The organism is Pedobacter glucosidilyticus DSM 23534, from assembly GCF_000425145.1.
Classification (GTDB): Bacteria; Bacteroidota; Bacteroidia; order Sphingobacteriales; family Sphingobacteriaceae; genus Pseudopedobacter; species Pseudopedobacter glucosidilyticus.
Genome location: NZ_AULF01000009.1, coordinates 179,985 through 204,097, shown reverse-complemented (window position 1 = coordinate 204,097; position 24,113 = coordinate 179,985). Strand labels below are relative to the sequence as shown.

The window sequence follows — 24,113 nt, the reverse complement described above, 5'->3', positions numbered from 1 at the left end:
AAAAAGAACATCAGCAGGTATCAGGCTAATAAACTTAGAAAGTTACATCGCAAAAGGGCATCCATAGAACCCATTATCGGACACATCAAACAAGATCACAGATTAAACCGCAACTTTTATAAAGGAATAGTGGGCGATAATATCAATATTATGCTTGCTGCTGCTGCTTTTAACTTCAAAAGGATGATGAATAAATGGAAATCATCTTTTGCCAGCTTCTTTTTACAATGGCAGCTCCTTCTAATGTGGGTATTTGATAAACTGACCAAAAAAAATCTGCAAGATCATCCCAATAAATTATACCCTGTAAAGTTAAATTGGACTTTTTAAGGCTTGACTAGCTAATAGGCAGGGGGCCTCAACCTGAACTTAAATAGTGATTTAATAATCTCTTTATATAATTTCAGGAGCATATTCTGAAATTTATAATCTATCCCATTCAGAAGTATCATGAAAACTTATCTCCGGAAACTGTTTTGCTGTATATTCTAAATCCCATTGTGACGAAGAAAAGAAAACGGGTCTGCTTTCTTTATCGTAACCAATACGAGAGGCTTGAGCTTTTAAGAACTGTTGCATATCTGCCGGTGTAGTTGCAGAGACCCAACTTGATTTAGAAAAGTTTAAGGGTCTGAAAATACAGGAGGCTCCGTATTCTTGTTTCAATCTAAATTGAATCACCTCAAACTGTAGCTCTCCAACAGTGCCAATAATTTTTCTATTTCCAGGATTTACGGTAAACAATTGTGCTACTCCTTCATCACTCAATTGGTTAATACCCTTTTCTAACTGTTTTGTCTTCATAGGGTCGGTATTTTCCAATTCTCTAAATATTTCTGGCGAAAAACTAGGTATTCCCAAAAATTGCAGCTTTTCTCCTTCGGTAAGCGTATCTCCAATTTTAAAGTTTCCGGCATCGTATAAACCTATAACATCTCCAGGATAAGCTTCTTCTACTAAACTTTTATTATCTGCCATGAAACTGGTTGGAGAGGCAAATTTTAATTTCTTATCTAAACGAGTGTGGTAATAAAAAGTATTTCTTAAGAAAGTGCCCGAGGTAATTCTGCAAAATGCTATCCTATCGCGGTGGTTAGGATCTAAGTTGGCATGTATTTTAAATACAAAGCCTGTAAACTTAGTTTCGGTAGGCGCTATTGGCCTTAAGTTAGCTTCGCGTCCTTGTGGCGTAGGGGCAATTTCAATAAAAGTATCTAAGAGCTCCTGTACACCAAAATTATTGATTGCACTACCAAAGAAAACAGGAGCCAGATAACCCGAACGGTATAAGCCTAAATCAAATGGTTCTGCTACTTCTTCAATCAATTCTGCTTCTTCTCTTAATTTGTTTGCAGCATTTTGCCCCAACATTTGATCTAATTCTGGCTGGTTTAAATCGTTAATGGCGATAACATCGTCTGCAATTTCCTTTTTATTAGGGCTATAAAGATTTAAAGATTTTTTGTGAAGTTGATAAACCCCTTTAAAAGTATGTCCGATTCCAATTGGCCAGCTCAATGGTCGGGTAGAGATATTTAATTCTTTTTCTAACTCTTCCAACAAATCAAAAGGGTCTTTACCCTCTCTATCCATTTTGTTGATGAAAATGATAACAGGTGTATGCCTCATTCTACAAACCTGCATCAGTTTACGTGTCTGCTCCTCAACCCCTTTAACACAGTCTACCACTAAGATTACCGAGTCGACCGCTGTTAAAGTACGATAAGTATCTTCAGCGAAATCTTTGTGACCTGGGGTATCTAAGATGTTGATTTTAATATCTTTGTATTCAAACCCCATTACGGAGGTAGCCACAGAAATACCACGTTGCTTTTCTATCTCCATAAAATCGGAGGTAGCGGTTTTTTCGGCTTTGTTACGTTTTACAGTTCCTGCTTTTTGTATAGCACCTCCAAATAAAAGGAGTTTTTCTGTTAGTGTAGTTTTACCGGCATCGGGGTGACTGATAATTCCGAAGGTTCTTCTTTTATTGATTTCTTTTTCTAACATTTTGATGAGGGACTTTAAACAGGGCGCAAAAATAAGCAATTTATCGGATGCTGAGGTAGATTGTCTTAAAACATAATTTTGGGTTTGGATGAGCACTTTTTATATTATCTAAATATCCGATATTCAGGTTCTTTTGACTTTTTACTTAAATAAAGCGCTCATTATTTTTGAATTGTGGGTGAGATTTGTGCAAAAAGGCTCCTGTGGGATTGATCAAGGATTTATTCATTAGTTTTTATTGATTTTTAAAGGTATTCATGAATTCGCTAAAGCTTCATTTTGGTTCCTTTTGGTCTCGCAAAAGGAACGAGCCTCGCCGGTGATAGAGGCGAATAATTAATATCATTAAAGATATTTAAATTAATTAGCTTAGCGCTCAAGGCTTTCCGGCCTCATAGGCGGCCAGCCCTATTCACTTTTTTCTTGATAAAAAAGTGAACAAAAAATCAAGGCTCATGAATATTTGTTGTTTCGTCTAAATAAATCTTTATCCACAATCCTGAGTGGTGTGAATGGTTTTGCATATTGAAAACTACTACAACACCCGTCGGATTGTTTTCCGATGGTGTTTTATGAAAGTTTTTGCAAAAGATTTATTTGACTTCACTTCCAAATCTTCATAGGCCGTCTTTCGTTCTTCGGGAAAATGAGTTTTATATTTAAGGCAGTCCCTAAATATCCACTTTTTAGGTTCTTTATACTTTCTACTTCTAGATAGGAACAACCATTCATAAAAAACAGAATATCCCGAAACGCATGAGCAATCCCCAAGAGCCGGAAAGACGAAAAAAACAGTAGCAGAAATTAAAAAATCTTGCACTTCCAAGCCTATAGCGCATGCGGTTTTGCGTTCGAGTTTACACTAACTTTCATAAACCATGACCGAGCAAAAATAAGCGCTCCCTGTTTTTGAGTGTGGGTAAGGGATGTGAGAAAAGGGCTCCTGCGGGATTGATCAAGGGTTTTGATTACTTTTTCCCTCTAAAAAGTAATGGGCCCCGCCGGCTCATGAGGCGGATAATCATAATCATTAAAGATTACTAAACTAAGAGAAGCTTTAAAAACTGGCATCTCCGCACAAGGCTTTCCAACCCTAGCCGGGTTGCGGCGTCTTTCTTTTCCTTGATGAGAAACAAAAACAAGGAACGAGTTCATGAATACCTATGAAAAACAATGAATAAATCAAGGCTGATGAATATTTGTCGTTTCGTCTAAATAAATCTTTATTCACAATCCTGAGTGGTGTGAAGGGTTTGCATATTGAAAGCTTCTAAAACACCCGTCGGATTGTTTCCCACCTGTTCTTAACGAAAGTTTTACAAAAGATTTATTTGACTCTACTTCCAAATCTTCATAGGCCACCTTCCTTCTTTTGAGAATGTTATTTAATGATTAAAGGCAGCACCTACCACTTTACTTTATACCCTAAAATAATAACTCGTTACAAACGAGCGAAAGAAGAAATACTATCAATCAATCTAGCAGATATTATGAAATAATATTATCCCACTAAGCCTTATCCGTCATTACGGGATAATCCGGATCTTCCAAAATATTTACATCAATTATCCCTTTGGCATTGGATAATAAACGTCTGCAATCATCACTTAAATGTCTTAAGCGCAATGTTTTACCTGCTTCTTGGTATCGGACTGTAAGTTTATGAAGGGCATCTATACCAGACATGTCTGCAACCCTACTTTCTTTAAAATCTATGATCACTTCTTGTGGGTCGTTTTGGATATCGAATTTTTCTGTGAAATGACTTACTGAAGCAAAGAACAAAGGCCCATATATTTCATAATGTTTAATCCCTTGTTCATCTATATATTTTCTGGCTCTTATTCGCTTAGCACTTTCCCAAGCAAATACCAATGCAGAAATAATTACTCCAATAAGAACTGCCAAAGCCAAATTATGCAACCAAATGGTAATAACAGCCACCATAATACCCGTAAAAACATCATGTTTAGGCATTTTATTAATGATGCGTAAACTTATCCACTCAAAAGTGCCAATAGCAACCATAAACATGACACCAACTAAAGCTGCTATTGGCACTTTTTCTATAATTGGAGCACCCACTAAAACAATTAACAAAATAGTTAATGCAGCAATAATACCTGATAACCTTGCTTTTGCACCTGCTGATAGATTGATAAGTGTTTGGGCAATCATGGCGCACCCCCCCATACCATAAAAGAATCCATTTAGTAGGTTAGCACTACCTAAAGCCAAACATTCTTTATTCCCTTTTCCTTTTGTATGGGTAATTTCATCAACCAGATTGAGGGTTAACAAACTTTCTGTTAAGCCAACGCCAGCCATAATTAAAGCATAAGGGAAAATAATCTCTAAAGTTTCAACATTAAAAGGTATCTGAGGGATGTAGAACGGAGGGAAACCTCCACTTACTGAGGCAATATCTTGTACTGTTTTGGTATCAATACCTAAGACTAAAACCAAAATAAATACAATAATAATAGCAACCAAGGAGGCAGGAACTGCTTTTGTAATTTTTGGAAATATCAAAATAATACTGATGGTGAGTAGGATTAAACCTACCATGGTATACAGTGCTTGACCTGTTAACCACATTTCTTGTCCGTTAGCTACTGTTTTTAATTGTTGAAACTGGGAAGTAAAGATGATAACCGCCAAACCATTAACAAAGCCATACATAACCGGCTGAGGAACTAACCTGATAAATTTCCCAAGCTTAAAGAGCCCCACCAGGATTTGAATTATCCCTGCTAAGGCAACCGCTACAAATACATAATCTAAACCATGTGATTGCATTAAAGCTATCAGAACAACTGCTGTTGCCCCTGCCCCACCAGAAACCATACCTGGCCTACCACCAAAAACGGCGGTTACTAAACCCATTATAAAAGCGGCGTATAAACCTACCAACGGAGGAAAACCAGCCAATATAGCAAAGGATAAAGATTCTGGAACCATGGTCATCGCTACGGTTAAACCTGCTAAAATCTCTAGTTTATAATCTACTTTCTGTTTAAAATCAAAAAGGGGTAAAGAAAATTTCATGTTTAATGAATAAAAGCAAACGGATAATAAGAGTCTATGTTAACCTAAGTTGCAATGGTTCGTTTTTTTACCTAAACCAATGTTTGTGGGTATTTTGAACCTTGTACCACGCCTCTTCTTTCTATTTCGTTATCAATATAAGTTTGGATTTCTGATTTTTTTAAGCCCCATTTTGGAGCTATTAACATGTCTAAATCTGATATACCAAAAAGACGTTGAATAATGATATCTGGACGAACTAAGGGTAATATCTCGCAAAGAAAATCAGTATATTCTGCTAAACTAAAGAGCTTAAAAGGTTCCTTTTTATACTTTGCGCCCATGATAGAGCCTTCTACGATATGTAAATGATGAAACTTAACGAAATTTATTTGCGGAAAACGGTTTATCTCATCAGCATATTTAAGCATCATGGGTTTGGTTTCTCCGGGTAAACCAAAAATAGTGTGTACACAAATATCTAATTTGGTATTCTCTAACAGTTTCATAATGTCTACAAACTCATCATGAGAACAGCCCCTGTTAATTTGCGCTAACGTTTCGTTATAAATAGACTCCATCCCCATTTCTAAATCAACATCAAGTCTATCGGTATAACTTTCTAATAAAGCTATTTTCTCGGCATCTAAACAATCGGGTCTGGTACCAACAGATAAGCCAACAACATCAGTAGTATCAACACTTAAAGCCTCATCATACATGGTTTTTAAGTAATGTGCCGGAGCATAAGTATTGGTATTGGGCTGAAAATAAATGATAAATTTTTCTGCTTTGTAGTGTTTTCTAGCTCGTTCCATTCCAAACTCTATTTGCTCTTTCATGGTAGCCATAGTTCTGGAGGTTGGCGTAAAAGAATCCACATTACAGTAGGTGCAACCGCCATAACCTTTAGACCCATCACGGTTGGGGCAAGTAAAACCTCCGTCAACAATAACTTTGTACACACGTTTTACCTGATACTTTTCCTTTAAGTAAGCACTGTAGTAATTATAATTTTTTTCGCCGAATGCGAGAGATTTTTCCACTATTTAAAGATATTTTTGCAAAGATACGAAATGATGATTAATACAAATTGATGAACGATGCTGAGAATCTATTATAAAAAAAATACCCGCCTTGCAAAAGAGACAGATGTAGAGCTTTTAAGGGAAATACCTATGGAAAGCTTGGTTTGGGTAGATTTGCAGAACCCAACTGTAGAGGAAAAAGTTACGATAGAAACTTATTTTGATATCAAATACTCATCAGAAGAAGAATCTCAAGAGATAGAAAGTTCATCACGCTTTAGCGAGATGGATAACGAAATTATCATTAATTCTAATTTTTTATCTGTAAGGCAACACGGTTTTGATTATAGTCCGGTTTCTATCATCCTTGAAAAAGGTATATTATTTACTTACAGAGATGATGATTTAAAAACTTTTGGAGAATCTGTAAAAAAAATAAAGGCCAACCCAACTTTGTATGTTAATGGTTTCCAGATACTTTCTACCATTTTAGAAACCTGTATAGACCAAGATGCAGATTTGATTGAAAATATCGCCAAAGTAATATCAGAACTAAATAAAAGTTTAAAAGCAACCAGCGAAAAAGTAGATGAAGAAGATTTATTAAAGATTTCATCGCTCCAAAATGATAATATGATGTTGAGAGAAAACATCATTGATAAGCAAAGAATGATTTCTGCCCTGATGAAATCATCAACTTTTCCACAGGAATATATGGGCGTGTTAAGAATCATGATTAAAGATATTAGCTCCTTATTAGAACATAATAAATTTGCTTTTGAGCGATTAGAGTATCTTCAAGACACTTTTATGGGTTTAATTAATATTGAGCAAAACCGTATCATCAAGATATTTACCGTTGCTACGGTTGCCTTTATGCCTCCTACCTTAATTGCCAGCATTTATGGTATGAACTTTAAACTTATGCCCGAGCTTGATTGGCAGTATGGGTATGCGCTAGCCATCCTATTCATGTTTGTTTCTTCTTTTGGTACTTTAATCTATTTTAAGAAAAAGAAATGGCTTTAGTTTTGCATCATGTTTCAAAAAAATAAAACATGAAACATTTAAAATTAGTCTTTAGTGCATTTGTAATTTTTGCATTTATACTTTCTGGTTGTGCCTACCAAACAGCCGGAAATAGTGGTAAAGTACCTCCCGGACAAGCCAAGAAAATGACAGGTAGTAAATCTGCCAAACCTTTTGCCCCAGGCCAAAGAAAAAAATAATTCTATTTTTTTTGTGATGATACAATAAGTGGTTTAAAAATTGTGATGGATGAAACTGTTCATATCACAATTTATTATCTCATGAAAAATATTAGTCATTTCGTTAATTTCAAGGCCGCCAGCACTTCAGTTTTGCAGTGGATAACGTCTATTTCTAAAGTTACAGAAGCAAAATCAGCATTTTGCGACACACAACTTAAACAAAGCACCAGAGAGAAACAACTTAACCTTGTTGCAGAAACAGACAGTAGTGAAGTCTATTCTAAACAGGTAGATCAAACAACTTTATTACCTGAGTTTTTACAAGGTAATTTTTCTAATCAAATACACTATCCCATTTATAACGCACAGGAGGTTCTAAAATCAGAACATCGTTTTAAACAGGTTATAGATACCCAATTTATCATCATCAATTGCGCTTATGTGGATGAAAAAGGGATAAGGTTAGATGCCTTAACTTCTAAAATTGTGAATGACGCTAAATGTCCAGTTTTGTTTATCGCTGATGATGTACAAGAACCACAGCAGCTTAAAAGTATTATTTATTGTACTGATATTAGGTTTACTGAGGTAAGATTTATGAGAGCTTTTGGACAAGTAGCTAAACACTTGAACTGCGATTTAACAATAGCACACGCTTCTGATAATGGTATACCTGATTTAGATATTGAATACGGAAAGCAACTATTTAACGATTGCTTTGCAGGAAGAGTAAACGATTGTAAAATGAGTTTGGAGAACCTGAGACGTTTAGATATACAAAAATATCCAGACTTAATTCATGAATATTTATTGGGTGATGTTTACAGTATGATTAATAAAAACCATTTATTAAAAGATGGAGATTATTTAGATTCAGTAGCTGTTAAATTGGCCAGAATAGCTAAAAAACCAATATTAGTGGTTAATAATTAAGAGATAAGAATAAGTTTTTAATAGGGAGCCGATGAAAATTAGCTCCCTATTTTTTTGCCCCTATAAACAGCCATAAGATTATTACGAATTAAAGGCTTTTGTCCATCATCAATTAGTTAAATTTGTTTTTAAAAACTCTTCAGCGCTATGCAAGAAAACTCCATTTATAAACCAAAAAATAAAATACGATTTGTAACGGCAGCCTCCTTATTTGACGGTCATGATGCCACTATCAACATCATGAGAAGGATTTTACAATCGTCTGGAGCTGAGGTTATACATTTAGGGCATAACAGATCTGTTGAAGAGGTTGTAAACTGCGCTATACAGGAAGATGTGCAAGGCATTGCGCTAACATCTTACCAAGGCGGGCATATCGAATATTTTAAATATATGTTTGACTTGCTGAAAGAAAAACAAGCAAATCATATTAAAATTTTTGGTGGTGGCGGAGGCGTTATTTTGCAAGAAGAAATAGAAGAGCTGCACCAATATGGTATTGCTAAAATATTCTCTCCGGATGATGGCCGTACGATGGGCTTACAAGGCATGATTAATTACATGCTTGAAAGTTGCGATTTTAATCCGATTGAGATTTATAAACCTGAATTATCAAATATAAAAAACAAAGATTTTCAAGAAATAGCTCGCTGTATAACACTTGCAGAAAATGATGCTCAAAAACATGAAAATTTCATTAATGCATTAAAAAATCTTGATGGGAAGGTTACTCCAGTTTTAGGCATTACTGGAACGGGTGGTGCAGGAAAATCATCTTTAACAGATGAATTAGTAAGGCGCTTTTTAACTTATACAGATAAGAGTTTAGCCATTATCTCGGTAGATCCATCTAAAAGAAAAACCGGTGGAGCACTTCTAGGCGACCGTATCCGCATGAATGCGATTAATACGCCCAGGGTGTATATGCGTTCTTTAGCTACAAGACAAGCTAATTTGGCACTTTCTAAACATATTGAAGAGTCTATAGCTATTTGTAAAGCTGCTGGTTTTGATATGATAATTGTAGAAACATCGGGTATTGGCCAGTCTGATACTGCAATTACCGATTATGTGGATGTTTCTTTATATGTGATGACACCTGAATTTGGTGCCGCCACACAACTAGAAAAAATTGATATGCTTGATTTTGCTGATTTGGTAGCCATCAATAAATCAGATAAAAAAGGAGCGCAAGATGCTATAAGAGATGTAAGAAAGCAATTTAAGCGCAACCATTTATTGTTTGAAACTCCTGATGAAGATTTACCCATCTTCACTACGATGGCATCTCAGTTTAATGACCCTGGAACCAATCAGCTATTTAAGGCCATCATCCATCAAATAGAAACAAAAACAGGCTTAAATTTCCATATTAAAACTGATATTGCTACTGCGGATCATGAAAAAAAATATATCATCCCACCACATAGAAGTCGATATTTAGCAGAAATAACAGAAGCAAATTTTGCTTATGCTAGTTGGGTAGCGCAGCAAGCAGGCATTGCTCAAAAGATGTATCAAGTTAATGGAGCGGCAGATTTATCCTTAGCTTACAAACAAGAACAAGCTGCTGAGGCTCTAAAAGAAATTTACAATCACCTAGAAGAACAATTAGACACGTATTGTAAAAATCTGTTGAAAGAATGGCCTCAAACTTTAGAAAAATATCAGCAGGATGAATTTGTTTATCAGGTTAGAGATAAACAAATTAAACAGGCTTTAAAAACAGTTTCTTTATCAAAACTTAAAATCCCTAAAATTTCCTTACCTAAATACAAAGCTTGGGGCGATGTTTTAAGATGGTTACTTACCGAAAATTTACCTGGAGAATTTCCTTATGCTGCGGGAGTTTTCCCTTTAAAAAGAGCAGGTGAAGACCCAACCAGAATGTTTGCTGGTGAAGGTGGCCCAGAACGTACCAATAAAAGATTCCATTATGTATCTTTAGGTCAGGATGCAAAAAGATTATCAACTGCATTTGACTCTGTTACCTTATACGGCGAAGACCCACATATTAGACCCGATGTTTATGGTAAAATTGGAAACTCGGGTGTAAGTATTGCTACTTTAGATGATGCTAAGAAGCTCTACTCTGGCTTTAATTTGTGCGACCCTAGCACATCAGTATCTATGACGATTAACGGACCAGCGCCCATGCTCTTAGGTTTTTTCATGAATGCCGCTATTGACCAACAATGTGAAATTTATATCAAAGAAAACGGTTTAGAAGCAGAGATTGAAGCTAAAATACAAGCAATTTATGAAGCTAAAAAACAAGCAAGACCAGTTTATAACGGAGCTTTACCAGAAGGTAATAATGGGCTAGGCTTAATGCTTTTAGGAGTTACTGGGGATGAAGTTTTACCATCAGCTATCTATAACCAAATCAAAGAAAAAGCAATAGCAACGGTAAGAGGCACTGTACAAGCAGATATTTTAAAAGAAGACCAAGCCCAAAATACTTGTATTTTCTCCACAGAGTTTGCTTTAAGAATGATGGGCGATATACAGCAATATTTCATAGACCAAAAGGTTAGAAACTTTTACTCCGTCTCTATATCTGGCTATCATATTGCAGAGGCTGGTGCAAACCCCATTACGCAATTAGCATTTACTTTGGCAAATGGTTTCACTTTTGTGGAATATTATTTAAGTAGAGGAATGCATATTGATGATTTTGCCCCTAATTTATCTTTCTTTTTTTCTAACGGAATAGACCCAGAATATGCCGTGATAGGAAGAGTAGCCAGAAGAATTTGGGCTAAAGCTATCAAAGAGAAATATAAAGGAAATGATAGATCTCAGAAATTGAAATACCATATCCAAACCTCCGGAAGGTCATTACATGCCCAAGAGATTGACTTTAACGACATCAGAACTACATTACAAGCGCTTTATGCTATTTATGATAATTGCAACTCTTTACACACCAACGCTTATGACGAGGCTATAACCACACCAACAGAAGCATCTGTACGAAGAGCTATGGCGATACAACTCATCATTAATAAAGAATTAGGCTTAGCTAAAAACGAAAATCCTTTACAAGGTGCTTTTATTATAGAAGAGCTTACAGATTTAGTTGAAGAAGCTGTATTACTAGAATTTAACAGGTTAAATGAGCGTGGTGGAGTTTTAGGTGCTATGGAAACCATGTACCAAAGAAGCAAAATACAAGAAGAATCTTTACACTACGAAACGCTTAAGCATAATGGGGATTTCCCTATTATTGGTGTAAATACCTTTTTAAGTAAAGATGGTTCTCCTACGGTTGCGCCGGGAGAAGTTATTAGGGCGACTACAGAAGAAAAAGAATATCAAATACAAACGCTTGAGGCATTTAAGGCAAGAAATTTGGATAAAGCAAGCATAGAGATAGATGCGTTGAAAAAAGTAGCCATCCAAAACGGCAATATATTTGAAAGTTTAATGGAAGCCACAAAATATTGCTCTTTAGGGCAATTATCTCAAGCACTTTATGAAGTTGGTGGACAGTACAGGCGAAACATGTAAGTTTTTGCAAGTATTTCAGCAGAAACGTTAATTTAATATTAACAAATCATTAACTTTTCAATTTAATTAAGCTATTGTTATCATAATATTAATTTTGCATCGATTTTAATATTTACTTAACAATTATTTATTCATGTATTTAAAAGCTGTTAATGTATTAAGTTGCCTTTTACTGTTTATAATGCTTACTTTTTCTCATTTATCTCAAGCTCAAACTAAAGATACTTTAGTATTAAAGCCTAAAACATCAACAGAGAAATGGTACGATAAAATTTCATTAAGAGGTTATGCGCAATTAAGGTATAACGGACTTCTAGAAAGTAACCCAGACTTAAAATGCGAACAATGCGACAGATCTTGGGGAGATGGAGGAGATTTCTTCTTAAGACGAATCCGACTCATCTTTTTTGGGCAAATAAGTAAACAGGTTTATATTTACATTCAACCAGATTTTGCTAGTTCAGCAGGTACTTCATCTAATTTTGGACAAATAAGAGATGCTTATGTTGATGTAGGCTTAGATAGCGATAATGAATTTAGGTTTAGATTTGGCCAGAGTAAAATACCTTATGGTTTTGAGAACATGCAATCTAGCCAAAACAGAATCTCTTTAGACCGTAATGATGCTATTAATAGCGCAGCAGCTAACGAACGTGATTTAGGTTTATTCTTTTACTGGGCACCAAAAGAAATTAGACAAAGATTTTCTGATTTGATTAAACTAGGTTTAAAAGGCTCTGGAGATTATGGTGTTTTTGGCTTTGGCGCCTATAATGGGCAAACCGCTAACAGAGCAGATTTAAATAACAAGCAACATTTAATAGCTCGTTTATCTTATCCTTTTTTGTTTGGCAAACAGTTTATAGAACCTGGTATACAAGCTTATACTGGTAAATATGTAATGGCTACAGACCAATTAAGTTCTGGTGTTAAAACCAATGCTAACAGAAACTATTTAGACCAAAGAATTGCTGCAACTTTGGTAGTCTACCCTCAACCATTTGGTTTACAAGCAGAATATAATATTGGTAAAGGACCAGAGTTTAACAAACAAACAGACTCTGTTGAAGTAAAATCTTTAAACGGTGGTTATGTGATGTTGAATTATATGGCTAAAATTAACAAGCACTTGTTATATCCATTCATTAAAGCGCAATATTATGATGGTGGCAAAAAACATGAAAGAGATGCCCGCAGCTACTTAGTAAAAGAGCTAGAAGTTGGTGCAGAATGGGAGCCTAATAAATTCTTAGAATTGGTAGTTAACTATACTTTTTCTTCCAGAAGATTTGAAGATTTTGCCCTTCAGGATAACTTACAAAGAGGGAGCTTGCTGAGAATACAGGCACAAGTTAATTTCTAAGTTGCAGCAACCAAAACATAAAAAAAGCTATTGGAAAATTCTCCAATAGCTTTTTTACCTTTAAGTTTAACTTAAGGCCAAATACCCATATTCATGTAAGAAACGGCTATTTTATCAACAGCAGCAACAAAGGCGGCTGTTCTTAAACTACCTGTATTTTTAACATTTTTAATTTCTCTTATCTCATGGTAAGATCTTACCATGGTATCCTCTAAACCAGAGTTTACCAATTCTAATTCTGATGGCCCTTTGGCTATCATAGCTCTTTGCTGAGGGGTTAAAGTAACCCCAGTAGTGCTTTCTATCATGCTTAAGATATTCAAGTTATTGGTTTCATCGTATCTCCTATCCATTCTACCGAAAGCTACGTGAGATAAATTTTTTAACCATTCAAAATAAGAAACTGTAACCCCACCTGCGTTAGCATACATATCAGGAATAATCATTCCACCATTTTTAATAAAGAAATCTGCCGCATCTGGTGTGGTTGGACCATTAGCACCTTCAGCAATAATTTTAGCTTTTATTCTGGCAACGTTAGTTATGGTAATTTGATTTTCTAAAGCTGCAGGAACCAATATATCGCAATCTTGCTCTAAACCTTCAGCAGAGTGTTCAAACTCTGATGTAGCTTTTGCGTATCCTAAAATACTACCAGTTTCTTTCCTGTGTCTTACTACATCATTAACATCTAAACCGTTGGCATTGTAAATAGCTCCATCAAACTCGCAGATACCTACAATAATACCACCTTGCTCACTTAAAAATTTAGCTGCATGGAAACCAACATTACCTAAACCTTGTACAATAATGCGTTTCCCATCAATACCTGCTGTTAAGCCTAATGCTTTCATATCTTCTGCAACAGAAACACATTCTCTCACCGCATAAGCTACACCTCTGCCTGTTGCTTCTCTTCTGCCTGCAATACCATGTAAAGCAATAGGCTTACCTGTAACACAACCCAAAGCGTCTAAAGAACCGGGGTTCATGGTTAAATAGGTATCAGCAATCCAAGACATTTCGCGTTCTCCGGTACCGTAATCTGGCGCTGGCACATCAATACCAGGGCCTATAAAGTTTTTCTTAATAAGTTCTACTGTATAACGCCTAGTAATGTTTTCCAATTCTGCAACCGTGTAGTTTTTAGGATTGATTTTGATACCGCCTTTAGCACCACCAAAAGGAACATTAACAATAGCGCATTTATATGTCATTAAAGCCGCAAGAGCCATAACTTCATCTTCGTTTACGATATCGCTATATCTGATGCCGCCTTTGGTAGGCAACATGTGGTGAGAGTGTTGTACACGCCAAGCATGAATAATCTCGTAACTATTGCCTTTTCTAATAGGAAATTGAAGATGATAGATGCTATTACAGGCTTTTATTTGTTCTAATAAGCCTTTATCATGATTGGTAAATGCTGCTGCCTGATCTACATATTGGCATACATCATTAAAAAAATGGTAGTCATCAAAAATAACCTCGCCTGCTTTGGTCATAGTAGTAATTTTTATGGTTTATAAAAAAATTTTATACAAGTTGAGAGAAATATTTGTCTTCTGCAAATTGATAAAACCTTAGTGTTTTAACCACACAGGGGCATTTTTGTTTTAAATGTTTGTTTTTAAGGAAGATGAAGCCTATTTATCCTTTTCGATTTTTTTCAATCTTCTATCTATAGAAAATAGGTAAAAAAACAAGCCCAAAAATAACAAAGCCATAACAGCTACTACCACGTAAATTTTACCAGAAGAACGTAGGGTTTCTGCCATTTCAACGGACTGTGCTTGTGCAAATTGTACAACCAAAAATAGTATGGCGATTAAGGAGAAAAATCTTTTCATTATTGAATTTGGTTATTTTTATTTTCTAATACTCTAATTCTATAGCGAAGTGTCATAATCCAGGTAGCTACTAAAATCCATCCTAATACAGCAGGATAAAAAACATAACGCATATTACTATCCAAATCATAAGCACCAAAACCTGGGTTTCCACCGTTACCGGGATGTAAAGAATCTGTTAATCGTGGTAACACAAAGATAAGTACTACCATGATGGGGAAGGCGAAAATGTTGTAAATGGCAGAAATTTTTGCTCTTTTCTGCTCTTCATCAATAGAGCCTCTTAAGATGATGTATGCCAGATACATTAAAGTAGCTATGGCAGAACCATTTAATTTTGGATCATTTGGCCAAGGTGCTCCCCAAGTAAAGTTTGCCCAAATCATGCCGGTACCTAAACCCAAAAAACCAAAAATAATACCTGTATTTACACTTTCTACAGCAATTAAATCATCGTTTTCTTTTCCTGAGCCCAAATATTTAATACTATAAATAACAGAAACTAGGTAAATAATAATCATGGCAAACCACATAGGTACATGATAATATAAATTTCTGATACTTTCATGTAAGATTGGAAGTGCCGGAACGGCTATCAATAAACCTCCGGTAACGGAGAATAATACTAAGATTACAGCCAACACTTTCCACCAATTTTTATACATCATTGCTTAAAAATTAATCTCGCCAAAGGTAAGGAAATAGTAATAAAGAAACAGCAATTACTACGATATTAATGAGACATAAAACGCCAATTTCATCATAAGAAACAGAAGGGTCTAAGCCATCCATTGCATTTTTAGAGAGCTTAATAATCAGCATCAATAACGGGATGATAACAGGGAAACTTAATATAGCCATTAAAGTACCATTATTACCTGCTTTAGAGGCTATAGCAGATATCATGGTGAAAACCGTAGAAAAACTAATACTGCCTAATAAAACTGCTATTAAGTATAATCCTAAATTGGCAACTGCGTTTTGAAACACAATTTGATAAGCCAAAAAAGCGATGGCAGACATGATGATCATCAACAAAATGTTATAAATAATTTTAGAGATAATGATGGCCTGGGGACTAGCAATGGTATAATAGTATAACAAGCGACCTTTACTTTCTTGCATAAAACTTTTTGCGATGGCATTGATAGCTGCAAAAAGTAAAATAATCCAGAAAAGCGCATTCCAAACTAAAGGAGGAGTAGTTTTAAATGATAAATAACAAACAAAAACGGTAGAGATAACATAGAGCAAAATACCATTAAAGGCATATTTAGAACGCCATTCTAATAAAATCTCTTTGTATAATAAACTCTTAACTTGTTTAATTAATATCATGCAGTAGCAAAGATAGTAAAAGCTCATATATAAGCTCAACATCGGCGTAAAGCCTTATATTTTTTATGATATTTGATTGATGAATGTACAAAGTATTGAAAGTCCTTTAGGCTTTGTTATTATTAAAGAAGAAAATAATACCATTTGTGAAATTAGCTTTGCAGATGCACCACAAGAAAATGGCACAAAAACCGATATTTTAGCATTGGCTATAACTGAACTTCAACAATATTTAAATGGAGATTTAAAAAGCTTTACTTTCCCTATAAAACAAAGCGGTACTGATTTTCAACAACAAGTTTGGAGTACATTGCAAGAACTAAAATTTGCAGAAGTTATCTCTTATACCACTTTAGCTATTAGGATGCAAAATTTACTAGCCATAAGAGCCATTGCAGCCGCCAATGGCAAAAACAAAATCATGATTGCTGTACCCTGCCACCGAGTAGTAGGCATGGCTGGCGAACTTACCGGCTATGCGGGTGGTTTATGGCGCAAACAATGGCTATTAAAACATGAAGCTAAAATTGCCGGAGTAGGACAAACTAAACTGTTTTAGTATTCCCCATTAAACGAGCAACATATTTACCAATGATATCAAATTCTAGGTTTACCATATCGCCAGGTTTTACACTTTGTAAATTGGTATGCTCGTAAGTATATGGAATGATAGCTACGGAAAACTGCCCAGGTTTAGAGTTTACTACAGTTAAACTTATTCCATTTACGCAGATAGAACCCTTTTCTACTGTAACATTGCCCTTATCCTCATCATAACTAAAAGTGTAAAACCAGCTACCTTCTTGCTCTTCTAAGGCAATACAAATACCAGTTTGGTCTACATGGCCTTGTACAATATGCCCATCTAACCTACCATTCATTTGCATGCAACGTTCTAGGTTTACCAAACTGCCTTCTTGTATACTTCCCAGATTAGTTTTTTGTAAAGTTTCGTAAATAGCGGTTACAGTGTGGCTTTCCTCATTTTGCGAAACCACGGTTAAGCAAATGCCATTATGCGCTACAGATTGGTCTATTTTTAAATCTTTACTTATTGTAGAAGATACGGTAATATGTAAATTTTCTTGCTCTTTTCTTAAGCTTGTAACGGTTCCTAAAGTTTCTATAATACCAGTAAACATGTATTGTTTTATTTGTTGAATTACCAATTTTTTCTATTTCTTAACCAGTTTGAAGTTTCTTGTGCTGCAGTCGCTAATTGCTTATTGCTTGATTTCGTAAACAGCTTGTAAGCTAAAATTGCAGCTATTTTTTCTTCCTCATTATCTTGTTTCTTTAGTACTTCTGGTTTAAAATACTTAGCTACAAAATGCGTATCAAAATTTCCTGATTTAAAAGCTTCATGCTGCATGACAAAGTTACCAAAAGGTAAAGTAGTTTCAATACCACTTATTTGATATTCTGCAATTGCTCGCAACATTCTTTCTATAGCTTCTTCCCTATTTTTACCGTAGGTAACCAATTTGGCAATCATAGGGTCGTAATAAATAGGTATTTCCATACCTTGCTCAAAGCCGTCATCAACCCTTACGCCAATACCTTTAGGAGTTTTATAAGTTTTTAGCGTACCAATATCTGGCAGGAAATTATTGGCTGGGTCTTCTGCATAAACCCTTAGCTCTATAGCATGACCTTTTATGTTTAAGTCATCCTGAGTAAAAGAAAGTACTTCGCCTCTGGCAATTTTTATTTGCTCTTTCACTAAATCAACCCCGGTTATCATTTCCGTTACCGGATGTTCTACCTGCAAGCGAGTATTCATCTCTAAAAAAAAGAAATTCTTATCGGCATCTAAAATAAACTCTACTGTACCTGCTCCAGTATAATTTACAGAACGAGCTACATCTACCGCACATTTTCCCATTTTGGCTCTTGTTGTCTCGTCTAAAACAGCAGAAGGCGCTTCCTCAACCACTTTTTGGTGGCGACGTTGTACAGAACATTCGCGTTCAAAAAGATGAACAATATTTCCATGTTGGTCTCCTAAAACCTGAATTTCTATATGCCTTGGCGATGTTACATACTTTTCTATAAAAACAGCACCATCACCAAAGGCAGATTCCGCTTCAGAAATAGCCAATTTCATTTGCTCTTCAAAATCTTCTACCTGATGTACCAAACGCATACCTTTACCACCTCCACCAGCAGCTGCTTTTATCAAAACAGGAAAGCCAATACTTGTTGCTTTTTCTTTTGCTTGCTCTATATTGGTGATAGCCTCTTCTGTACCAGGAACCAAAGGAATTTTATATTTTAATGCTGCAGCTTTTGCTGATAATTTATTACCCATTATCTCCATAGCTTCTGGCGATGGACCAATCAGAATGATACTTGCTGCTTTTACTTTTCTGGCAAATTCTGGGTTTTCTGATAAAAAACCATAACCCGGATGAATGGCTTCTGCACCTGTTAATTTACAGGCATCAATTACCTTTTGGATGTTTAAATAAGATGCTGTGGAAGCAGCTTCACCAAGACAAATAGCTTCATCAGCATAGCGTACATGTAGGGCATTTCTATCAGCTTCAGAAAAAACTGCAACGGTTTTAATACCCATCTCTTTAGCAGAGCGCATAATTCTAAGAGCTATTTCACCCCTATTAGCAACCAATATTTTTTTCATACGGCTTAAATTATCCCAACAAAATACGCATTTAAGGAGATAAACTAACTAAGCACCGACATGTTTTCTGAATCTAAGATTTTTACCAATAATTTTTCTTCGGGGAGAAGACTATCTTCTAGATCCTCATCAATATCGTATTGATACAAAGTACCTTTCTCATAACTATGGAACACAATAGGATGTATATAATATTTCTTACAAACCGTACGGGTATTACCCAATTTGCGGGCAACCTCATCAATAGCTTGTACTATATTCTTTTTACAGATTTGTTCTTGATCAGCTTTTTCCATCTGTTTTAAGGTACATAAAGCATGTACGCTGCCAGCCCAAGTTCTAAAATCTTTAGCGGTAAAATCTTCTCCAGTAATACTTTTAAGGTATTGGTTTACATCGCCAGACTCAACACGATAATGCTTCCCTTCATCATCATAATATTGAAATAATTCTTTACCAGGGATATCTTTACACCTCTTTACTAGCGTAGCTAGTTTTCTACTTTGCAAATTGATGTTATGCTGCACACCTTTTTTACCTTTAAAAATAAAATTAACCTTGTTACCTGTAAATTTTACATGCTTATCTCTTAAAGTTGTTAGCCCAAAAGAGCCATAAAGCTTGCTATACTCGGCATTTCCAATTCTGATATGTGTAAGCTCAATCAGTTTCACTACCAAAGCCAATACTTTCTCAAAAGGTAATCCTTTTCTATTTAAATCTGTTTCTACTTGTTTTCTGATGTGTGGAAGTGCTTCTGCAAACTTTCTTAATCGATAAAACTTGGCTTCATTTCTTATTTTATTCCATTCTGGATGATAGCGATACTGTTTTCTACCTTTTGCATCAATACCTGTAAATTGTAAGTGTGTATTTTCTGAAGGTGAAATCCAAACATGCTCATAAGCTGGCGGGATAACTAACTTTTTAAATCTTTCCAGTAGTTTTTTATCAGTAACCTTTTTCCCATCTTCATCTTTATATAAAAAACCACTCTTTGTTTTAAACCTGTTATAACCTGCTTGTTGGTTATTGATGTAACGTAAACCTATAGCCTTAGCAGTAATTTTAGGGTCGAGACCAATTTTTGCTAGTATTTTTTGTTGCTTATTCATTCCAAAAATTAAACATGCAATATCATGCCATTATGTTTAGTGAAACATTTCAAGTAATTTTCGAGTATTAGGTAAAGAAATATTTATTACTTTGCAATTGAAACCTTTTCAAAGCATTATGGCTACAACCAATTCGTTAGAAGAAGAAAGAATGAACGAGATTTATAAAATCACGTCTCTTTTAATTCAAACAAATATTCATGATTTTACAGAAATTCTAAATATTTCATGTGGCTTTCTACAGATGGAAACTGGTATTATTTCTCAGGTTATTCAGGAAGATTACCACATTATTGATTACGATTCTAACAATAAGGAATTACAACTTAAAAATCAGATTTTTGATTTAAAAGATACTTTCTGCGAAATTACCATTAGAGAGAATAATGTTTTTGATATTGACGATGCAGCAACCTCTTATTTAAAAGGTCATCCTTGTTACAGTAAATTTCAAACTCGTTCTTACATAGGCGTTCCTATTATATCCGAAGGAAAAAAATTTGGTACTTTAAATTTTTCTTCCTCTTATGCCAATCCTAAAAAATTTAATCAAGCTGATAGAGATTTTGTACAATATCTTGGGCAGTGGATAAGTAATTATTTAGACAAAAGATCTTTTGAAAAGCAAATAGCAGAAAAAAATGAAGAACTCTTAAAACTTAATCAAGAGTTAGAAAAAAACAATGAAAACTTGCAAAAAATCATGCAAGAGAAAGATCAGCTTTCACAGATATTACTTCATGATTTAAAATCGCCATTAAGCAATATTAAAATGTTATCTTTCTTATTTGAGGAAATGGTAACCAATAGCGAAACAGAAGAACTTTTTGGCATTTTTAACAAAAGTATGCAAGATGTATTTCATCTTATCAGCCAGATGGAAACACTTAACAGTATGGAGAGCACACCTATTAAACCTTATATTGAAGAGTTAGAATTAAATGCTTTTGTAAGAGATATTATAGGTAATTTCTTAAAATCTGCTGATGAAAAAAATATCAGCTTAAATTACGAGCCTTTACCCTCAGCACTAAACATCAAAACTGATAGTAATTTACTGACAAGAGTATTAAATAATCTTTTTTCAAACGCTATCAAATTTTCATCTTTTAACAAGCAAGTTTTTATTACGCTTCAAACCCAAAATGAGCAGTTTAGTGTAAGTATTAAAGATGAAGGTCCGGGTATTCACCCTCATGAAATGGACAAGCTTTTTAAACGTTTTACCCTATTATCAAACAAGCCAACCAATAACGAAAGTTCTTCTGGCTTGGGCCTGTATATTGTAAAGGAATTGCTAGAAAAATTAAAAGGTAGTATTGATGTCATGAGCACACCGGGGCAAGGTAGCCTATTTAAAGTAAATTTGCCTCTTACTTTAGTTGCAAATTAATACCATCAAAATGTCTTTTAAAGCTGTACCTGTTACCATACTTACCGGATTTTTAGGTGCCGGTAAAACTACTTTTTTAAACCATCTGATAGCAGAAAACCCGCAGAAAAAATTCGTTATTATAGAAAACGAATTTGGCGAAATTAATATAGACAGTCAGTTAGTTATCAACACCGATGAAAATATTTTTGAACTTTCTAACGGTTGTATTTGTTGCTCTGTAAACGGAGACTTGGCGGCTTTGCTAAACAAGCTAGTTACTGGTCCTTATGATTATGACCATTTAATTATTGAAACAACGGGTATAGCAGATCCGTCTGCCGTAGCGGCTACCTTTTTAACAGATTATAATATCCAAACTGCTTTTAAATTAGATGGTGTTATAGGTATTGTAGATACGTTAAATATATTAGATGTTTTAGGTATTGAAGAAGAAGCATCCAAGCAAATTGCTTTTTCAGATTTTTTAATTTTCAATAAAAGTAGCGAAGCTTCGGCAGCAATTTTAGCAGAAGTAAAAGAAAAAGTAAAGGCTTTAAATCCATTTGCTGATTTCGTTTTTACTGATTATAGTAAAACCCCAAGCACAGCCTTATTACAACTACATGCTTATGATAAATCTAAAGTTAGGTTTAATTTAGGTTTTAAAACAGATGATAAACCTCTTCTTCAACTAAAGCCAGAAACACATCATCATAATATCGTATCACAAAGCTATATCTTAAAACCAAGTTTCGACTTACTAAAACTAAGGCATTATTTTAGTGTAATGTTGATGATACAAGGTGCTTATTTTTATAGGATAAAAGGAATTTTAAATATAGAAGGATTTAAAAAACAACTCATCATCCAATCTGTTAAAGGGGCGCCTGTATTTACAGAAGGAGATGACTGGAAAAATGATGAAGAAAGAGAAACAAGAATTGTTTTTATTGGTAAAAATCTAAAGAGAGAGATTTTAGAAAAAGGCCTTAAACAATGTTTTTATCCATAAAATTTATTTTTTTATGCAAAAAACACTTAGTGTATTTTGTACAATAAGAAGATTTACCTATCTTTAAAAACCTAATTTAAATTAACATGATTATAATTGCCGATGGAGGCTCGACCAAAACAAACTGGTGCTTAATTACTGAAGATGGGAAAAAAGTACTTTTCAACACTGAAGGTTACAATCCTTATTTCTCTAATACCGAGTATATTTTAGAATCATTAAAGAAAAATATTGCATCTGATTTGCCTATAGCAGCTATTAAAGAAGTTAATTATTATGGTGCTGGGGTACATAACGATGAAAAAGCAGAAATTGTAGCAAAAGCCATGAGGGCTTTTTTTATCAATGCAAAAGTAAACATCGGACATGATTTATTAGCAGCTGCAAGAGCCCTACTAGGCGATGAAAGAGGCTTTGCCGCCATACTAGGCACAGGTACTAATACTTGCATCTATGATGGTGAAGACATAGAATTTAATATTGATTCTCTGGCTTATATTTTAGGAGATGAAGGTAGTGGCTGTTATATTGGTAAAAAACTTTTATCAGATTATATAAGGGGTTATATGCCAGAAAATGTGAGAGCCGTATTTTGGGAAACCTTTAAACTAACGCCAGATGATATTTTAGATCAGGTTTATACCAAACCACTACCAAACAGATTTTGTGCAAGTTTTAGCAAATTTGTTTACGATATTACGGTTAATATAGAATATTCTAGAAATTTAGTTAAATCTTCTTTTGATGATTTTTTCAAAAATCTGGTAAGCCATTATCCTAATTATACTTCTTATAAATTTAATTGTATTGGCTCTGTTGCTTATAACTTTAGAAATATTTTAGAAGAAGTTGCTCAAGAATACGGCATGGAAATGGGGGTTATCATCCGCTCTCCTATAGATAATTTGGTAGATTATCACGTAAGAAAATTTAATAAAAAATAAAAATGGCGCTTAATGCGCCATTTTTATTTAATAATTTACGAGAGCTTACTCTTTACCAAAAGACAGCTCGTTATGGAAATATTTACTGTATTTACGCTTATCAAATTTGTATAGTTTTGCTGCTCTATAAGAAACACCTTTCTGCTTCTCATCCAGCTCTTTTAAAATATCGTAAGCCAACATTTTCTTTCTAAAGTTTCTTTTATCTAGCTTTTTATTTAAGATAACCTCGTACAGGTTTTGTAATTGCGTAAGGGTAAACTTCTCTGGTAAAAGCTCAAAAGCAATAGGTTGGTAGCTAATCTTATTCTTAATTTTCTCAAAACCTTTCTTAAAAATCTCAGTATGGTCAAAAGCTAATTGAGGCAAATCCTTTACTGAAACCCAAACAGCTTTTCTGGCATAATTGGTAACAGGTTTTAATTCTTTTTGCCCATTTAATCTTATCATAGCAAAATAAGCCACCGTAATTACCCTACCTTGTGGGTGTCTATTAACCTCGCCAAAAGTATAAAACTGCTGCATGTAAATACCTTTTAAACCGGTTAACTCGTATAATATACGTTCTGCTGCCTCATCTATACTTTCATTTTCATAAACAAAGTTTCCAGGCAAGGCAAACCATTCTTTAAAAGGCTCTTCATTTCGCTCGATAAGCAAAACTTTTAATTCACCCTCATCAAATCCAAAAATGATACAATCAGCCGAGAAAATCGACTCAAAACGTAAAGGTAAATTTTCCAAATCTTA

At 34.7% G+C, this 24,113-nt stretch carries 21 protein-coding genes; 10 read left to right on the top strand and 11 right to left on the bottom strand.

What is annotated here, in order from left to right; genetic code table 11:
• A partial coding sequence (locus H510_RS20470; protein WP_026903034.1) for a transposase occupies nucleotides 1-330 on the top strand: 330 nt, incomplete at its 5' end.
• A gap of 93 nt (nucleotides 331-423) precedes the next feature.
• Here H510_RS20470 and H510_RS0103465 read toward each other — a convergent pair.
• The 3 genes from H510_RS0103465 to mnmL all read right to left on the bottom strand — a co-directional run bounded on the left by H510_RS0103465 (nucleotide 424) and on the right by mnmL (nucleotide 6,083).
• The gene (locus H510_RS0103465; RefSeq protein ID WP_026903033.1) at nucleotides 424-2,010 is read right to left on the bottom strand and encodes a peptide chain release factor 3; all 1,587 of its coding nucleotides are present in this window, start codon (nucleotides 2,008-2,010) and stop codon (nucleotides 424-426) included.
• A gap of 1,509 nt (nucleotides 2,011-3,519) precedes the next feature.
• On the bottom strand, nucleotides 3,520-5,058 hold the full coding sequence (locus tag H510_RS0103455) for a SulP family inorganic anion transporter (protein ID WP_026903032.1): 1,539 nt from the start codon (nucleotides 5,056-5,058) through the stop codon (nucleotides 3,520-3,522).
• Between the two features lie 71 nt (nucleotides 5,059-5,129).
• Nucleotides 5,130-6,083 (bottom strand): tRNA modification radical SAM protein MnmL/YtqA, encoded by a 954-nt coding sequence (gene mnmL, locus H510_RS0103450; protein WP_026903031.1) that lies wholly within the window; start codon nucleotides 6,081-6,083, stop codon nucleotides 5,130-5,132.
• A gap of 57 nt (nucleotides 6,084-6,140) precedes the next feature.
• Between mnmL and corA the strand changes: the two genes are divergently transcribed.
• The 5 genes from corA (at nucleotide 6,141) to H510_RS0103425 (ending at nucleotide 13,085) form a co-directional block, all read left to right on the top strand.
• Nucleotides 6,141-7,094 carry a magnesium/cobalt transporter CorA gene (corA, locus tag H510_RS0103445; RefSeq protein WP_026903030.1) on the top strand — a complete coding sequence of 318 codons (954 nt, stop codon included), beginning with the start codon at nucleotides 6,141-6,143 and terminating at the stop codon, nucleotides 7,092-7,094.
• Nucleotides 7,095-7,123: 29 nt separating this feature from the next.
• On the top strand, nucleotides 7,124-7,294 hold the full coding sequence (locus H510_RS20465) for a hypothetical protein (RefSeq protein WP_169449315.1): 171 nt from the start codon (nucleotides 7,124-7,126) through the stop codon (nucleotides 7,292-7,294).
• 81 nt (nucleotides 7,295-7,375) lie between these two features.
• The gene (locus H510_RS0103435) at nucleotides 7,376-8,209 is read left to right on the top strand and encodes a hypothetical protein (RefSeq protein ID WP_155977802.1); all 834 of its coding nucleotides are present in this window, start codon (nucleotides 7,376-7,378) and stop codon (nucleotides 8,207-8,209) included.
• A 147-nt stretch (nucleotides 8,210-8,356) separates the two neighbouring features.
• The gene (locus H510_RS0103430; RefSeq protein WP_026903028.1) at nucleotides 8,357-11,722 is read left to right on the top strand and encodes a methylmalonyl-CoA mutase family protein; all 3,366 of its coding nucleotides are present in this window, start codon (nucleotides 8,357-8,359) and stop codon (nucleotides 11,720-11,722) included.
• Between the two features lie 181 nt (nucleotides 11,723-11,903).
• Nucleotides 11,904-13,085 (top strand): porin, encoded by a 1,182-nt coding sequence (locus H510_RS0103425; RefSeq protein ID WP_036691753.1) that lies wholly within the window; start codon nucleotides 11,904-11,906, stop codon nucleotides 13,083-13,085.
• A gap of 71 nt (nucleotides 13,086-13,156) precedes the next feature.
• Here H510_RS0103425 and H510_RS0103420 read toward each other — a convergent pair whose 3' ends face one another.
• The 4 genes from H510_RS0103420 to H510_RS0103405 all read right to left on the bottom strand — a co-directional run bounded on the left by H510_RS0103420 (nucleotide 13,157) and on the right by H510_RS0103405 (nucleotide 16,273).
• Nucleotides 13,157-14,590, bottom strand: a complete 1,434-nt coding sequence (locus H510_RS0103420; protein WP_026903026.1) for a Glu/Leu/Phe/Val family dehydrogenase — start codon at nucleotides 14,588-14,590, stop codon at nucleotides 13,157-13,159.
• 141 nt (nucleotides 14,591-14,731) lie between these two features.
• Nucleotides 14,732-14,935, bottom strand: coding sequence for a CcmD family protein (locus tag H510_RS0103415; RefSeq protein WP_026903025.1), 204 nt, complete (start codon nucleotides 14,933-14,935; stop codon nucleotides 14,732-14,734).
• A complete protein-coding gene (gene ccsA / locus H510_RS0103410) occupies nucleotides 14,935-15,600 on the bottom strand; it encodes a cytochrome c biogenesis protein CcsA (protein WP_026903024.1) in 666 nt (221 codons plus the stop codon). Before ccsA ends, H510_RS0103415 begins: the two co-directional genes overlap by 1 nt.
• A gap of 13 nt (nucleotides 15,601-15,613) precedes the next feature.
• On the bottom strand, nucleotides 15,614-16,273 hold the full coding sequence (locus tag H510_RS0103405; protein WP_026903023.1) for a heme exporter protein CcmB: 660 nt from the start codon (nucleotides 16,271-16,273) through the stop codon (nucleotides 15,614-15,616).
• Between the two features lie 79 nt (nucleotides 16,274-16,352).
• Here H510_RS0103405 and H510_RS0103400 point away from each other — a divergent pair, with 79 nt between their 5' ends.
• Nucleotides 16,353-16,832, top strand: a complete 480-nt coding sequence (locus tag H510_RS0103400) for a methylated-DNA--[protein]-cysteine S-methyltransferase (RefSeq protein ID WP_026903022.1) — start codon at nucleotides 16,353-16,355, stop codon at nucleotides 16,830-16,832.
• Here the strand turns inward: H510_RS0103400 and H510_RS0103395 are convergent.
• Genes H510_RS0103395 through H510_RS0103385 form a run of 3 tightly spaced genes read right to left on the bottom strand, consistent with a single transcriptional unit; the run spans nucleotide 16,819 to nucleotide 20,032 of the window.
• Nucleotides 16,819-17,415, bottom strand: coding sequence for a riboflavin synthase (locus tag H510_RS0103395; protein ID WP_026903021.1), 597 nt, complete (start codon nucleotides 17,413-17,415; stop codon nucleotides 16,819-16,821). The genes H510_RS0103400 and H510_RS0103395 overlap by 14 nt on opposite strands.
• Before the next feature lie 20 nt (nucleotides 17,416-17,435).
• Nucleotides 17,436-18,917 (bottom strand): acetyl-CoA carboxylase biotin carboxylase subunit, encoded by a 1,482-nt coding sequence (gene accC, locus H510_RS0103390; RefSeq protein ID WP_026903020.1) that lies wholly within the window; start codon nucleotides 18,915-18,917, stop codon nucleotides 17,436-17,438.
• 44 nt (nucleotides 18,918-18,961) lie between these two features.
• A complete protein-coding gene (locus tag H510_RS0103385) occupies nucleotides 18,962-20,032 on the bottom strand; it encodes a DNA topoisomerase IB (RefSeq protein WP_026903019.1) in 1,071 nt (356 codons plus the stop codon).
• Nucleotides 20,033-20,129: 97 nt separating this feature from the next.
• Here H510_RS0103385 and H510_RS0103380 point away from each other — a divergent pair, with 97 nt between their 5' ends.
• The 3 genes from H510_RS0103380 (at nucleotide 20,130) to H510_RS0103370 (ending at nucleotide 23,363) form a co-directional block, all read left to right on the top strand.
• Nucleotides 20,130-21,425, top strand: coding sequence for a GAF domain-containing sensor histidine kinase (locus tag H510_RS0103380; protein WP_155977800.1), 1,296 nt, complete (start codon nucleotides 20,130-20,132; stop codon nucleotides 21,423-21,425).
• Between the two features lie 10 nt (nucleotides 21,426-21,435).
• Nucleotides 21,436-22,419: a CobW family GTP-binding protein gene (locus H510_RS0103375; protein ID WP_036691750.1), complete on the top strand. Its 984-nt coding sequence runs from the start codon at nucleotides 21,436-21,438 to the stop codon at nucleotides 22,417-22,419.
• Between the two features lie 86 nt (nucleotides 22,420-22,505).
• Nucleotides 22,506-23,363, top strand: coding sequence for an N-acetylglucosamine kinase (locus H510_RS0103370; RefSeq protein WP_026903016.1), 858 nt, complete (start codon nucleotides 22,506-22,508; stop codon nucleotides 23,361-23,363).
• A gap of 45 nt (nucleotides 23,364-23,408) precedes the next feature.
• On the opposite strand, the gene H510_RS0103365 is transcribed toward H510_RS0103370, so the two are convergent.
• Nucleotides 23,409-24,107, bottom strand: a complete 699-nt coding sequence (locus H510_RS0103365; RefSeq protein WP_051291026.1) for an NUDIX hydrolase — start codon at nucleotides 24,105-24,107, stop codon at nucleotides 23,409-23,411.
• Nucleotides 24,108-24,113 lie beyond the last annotated feature (6 nt).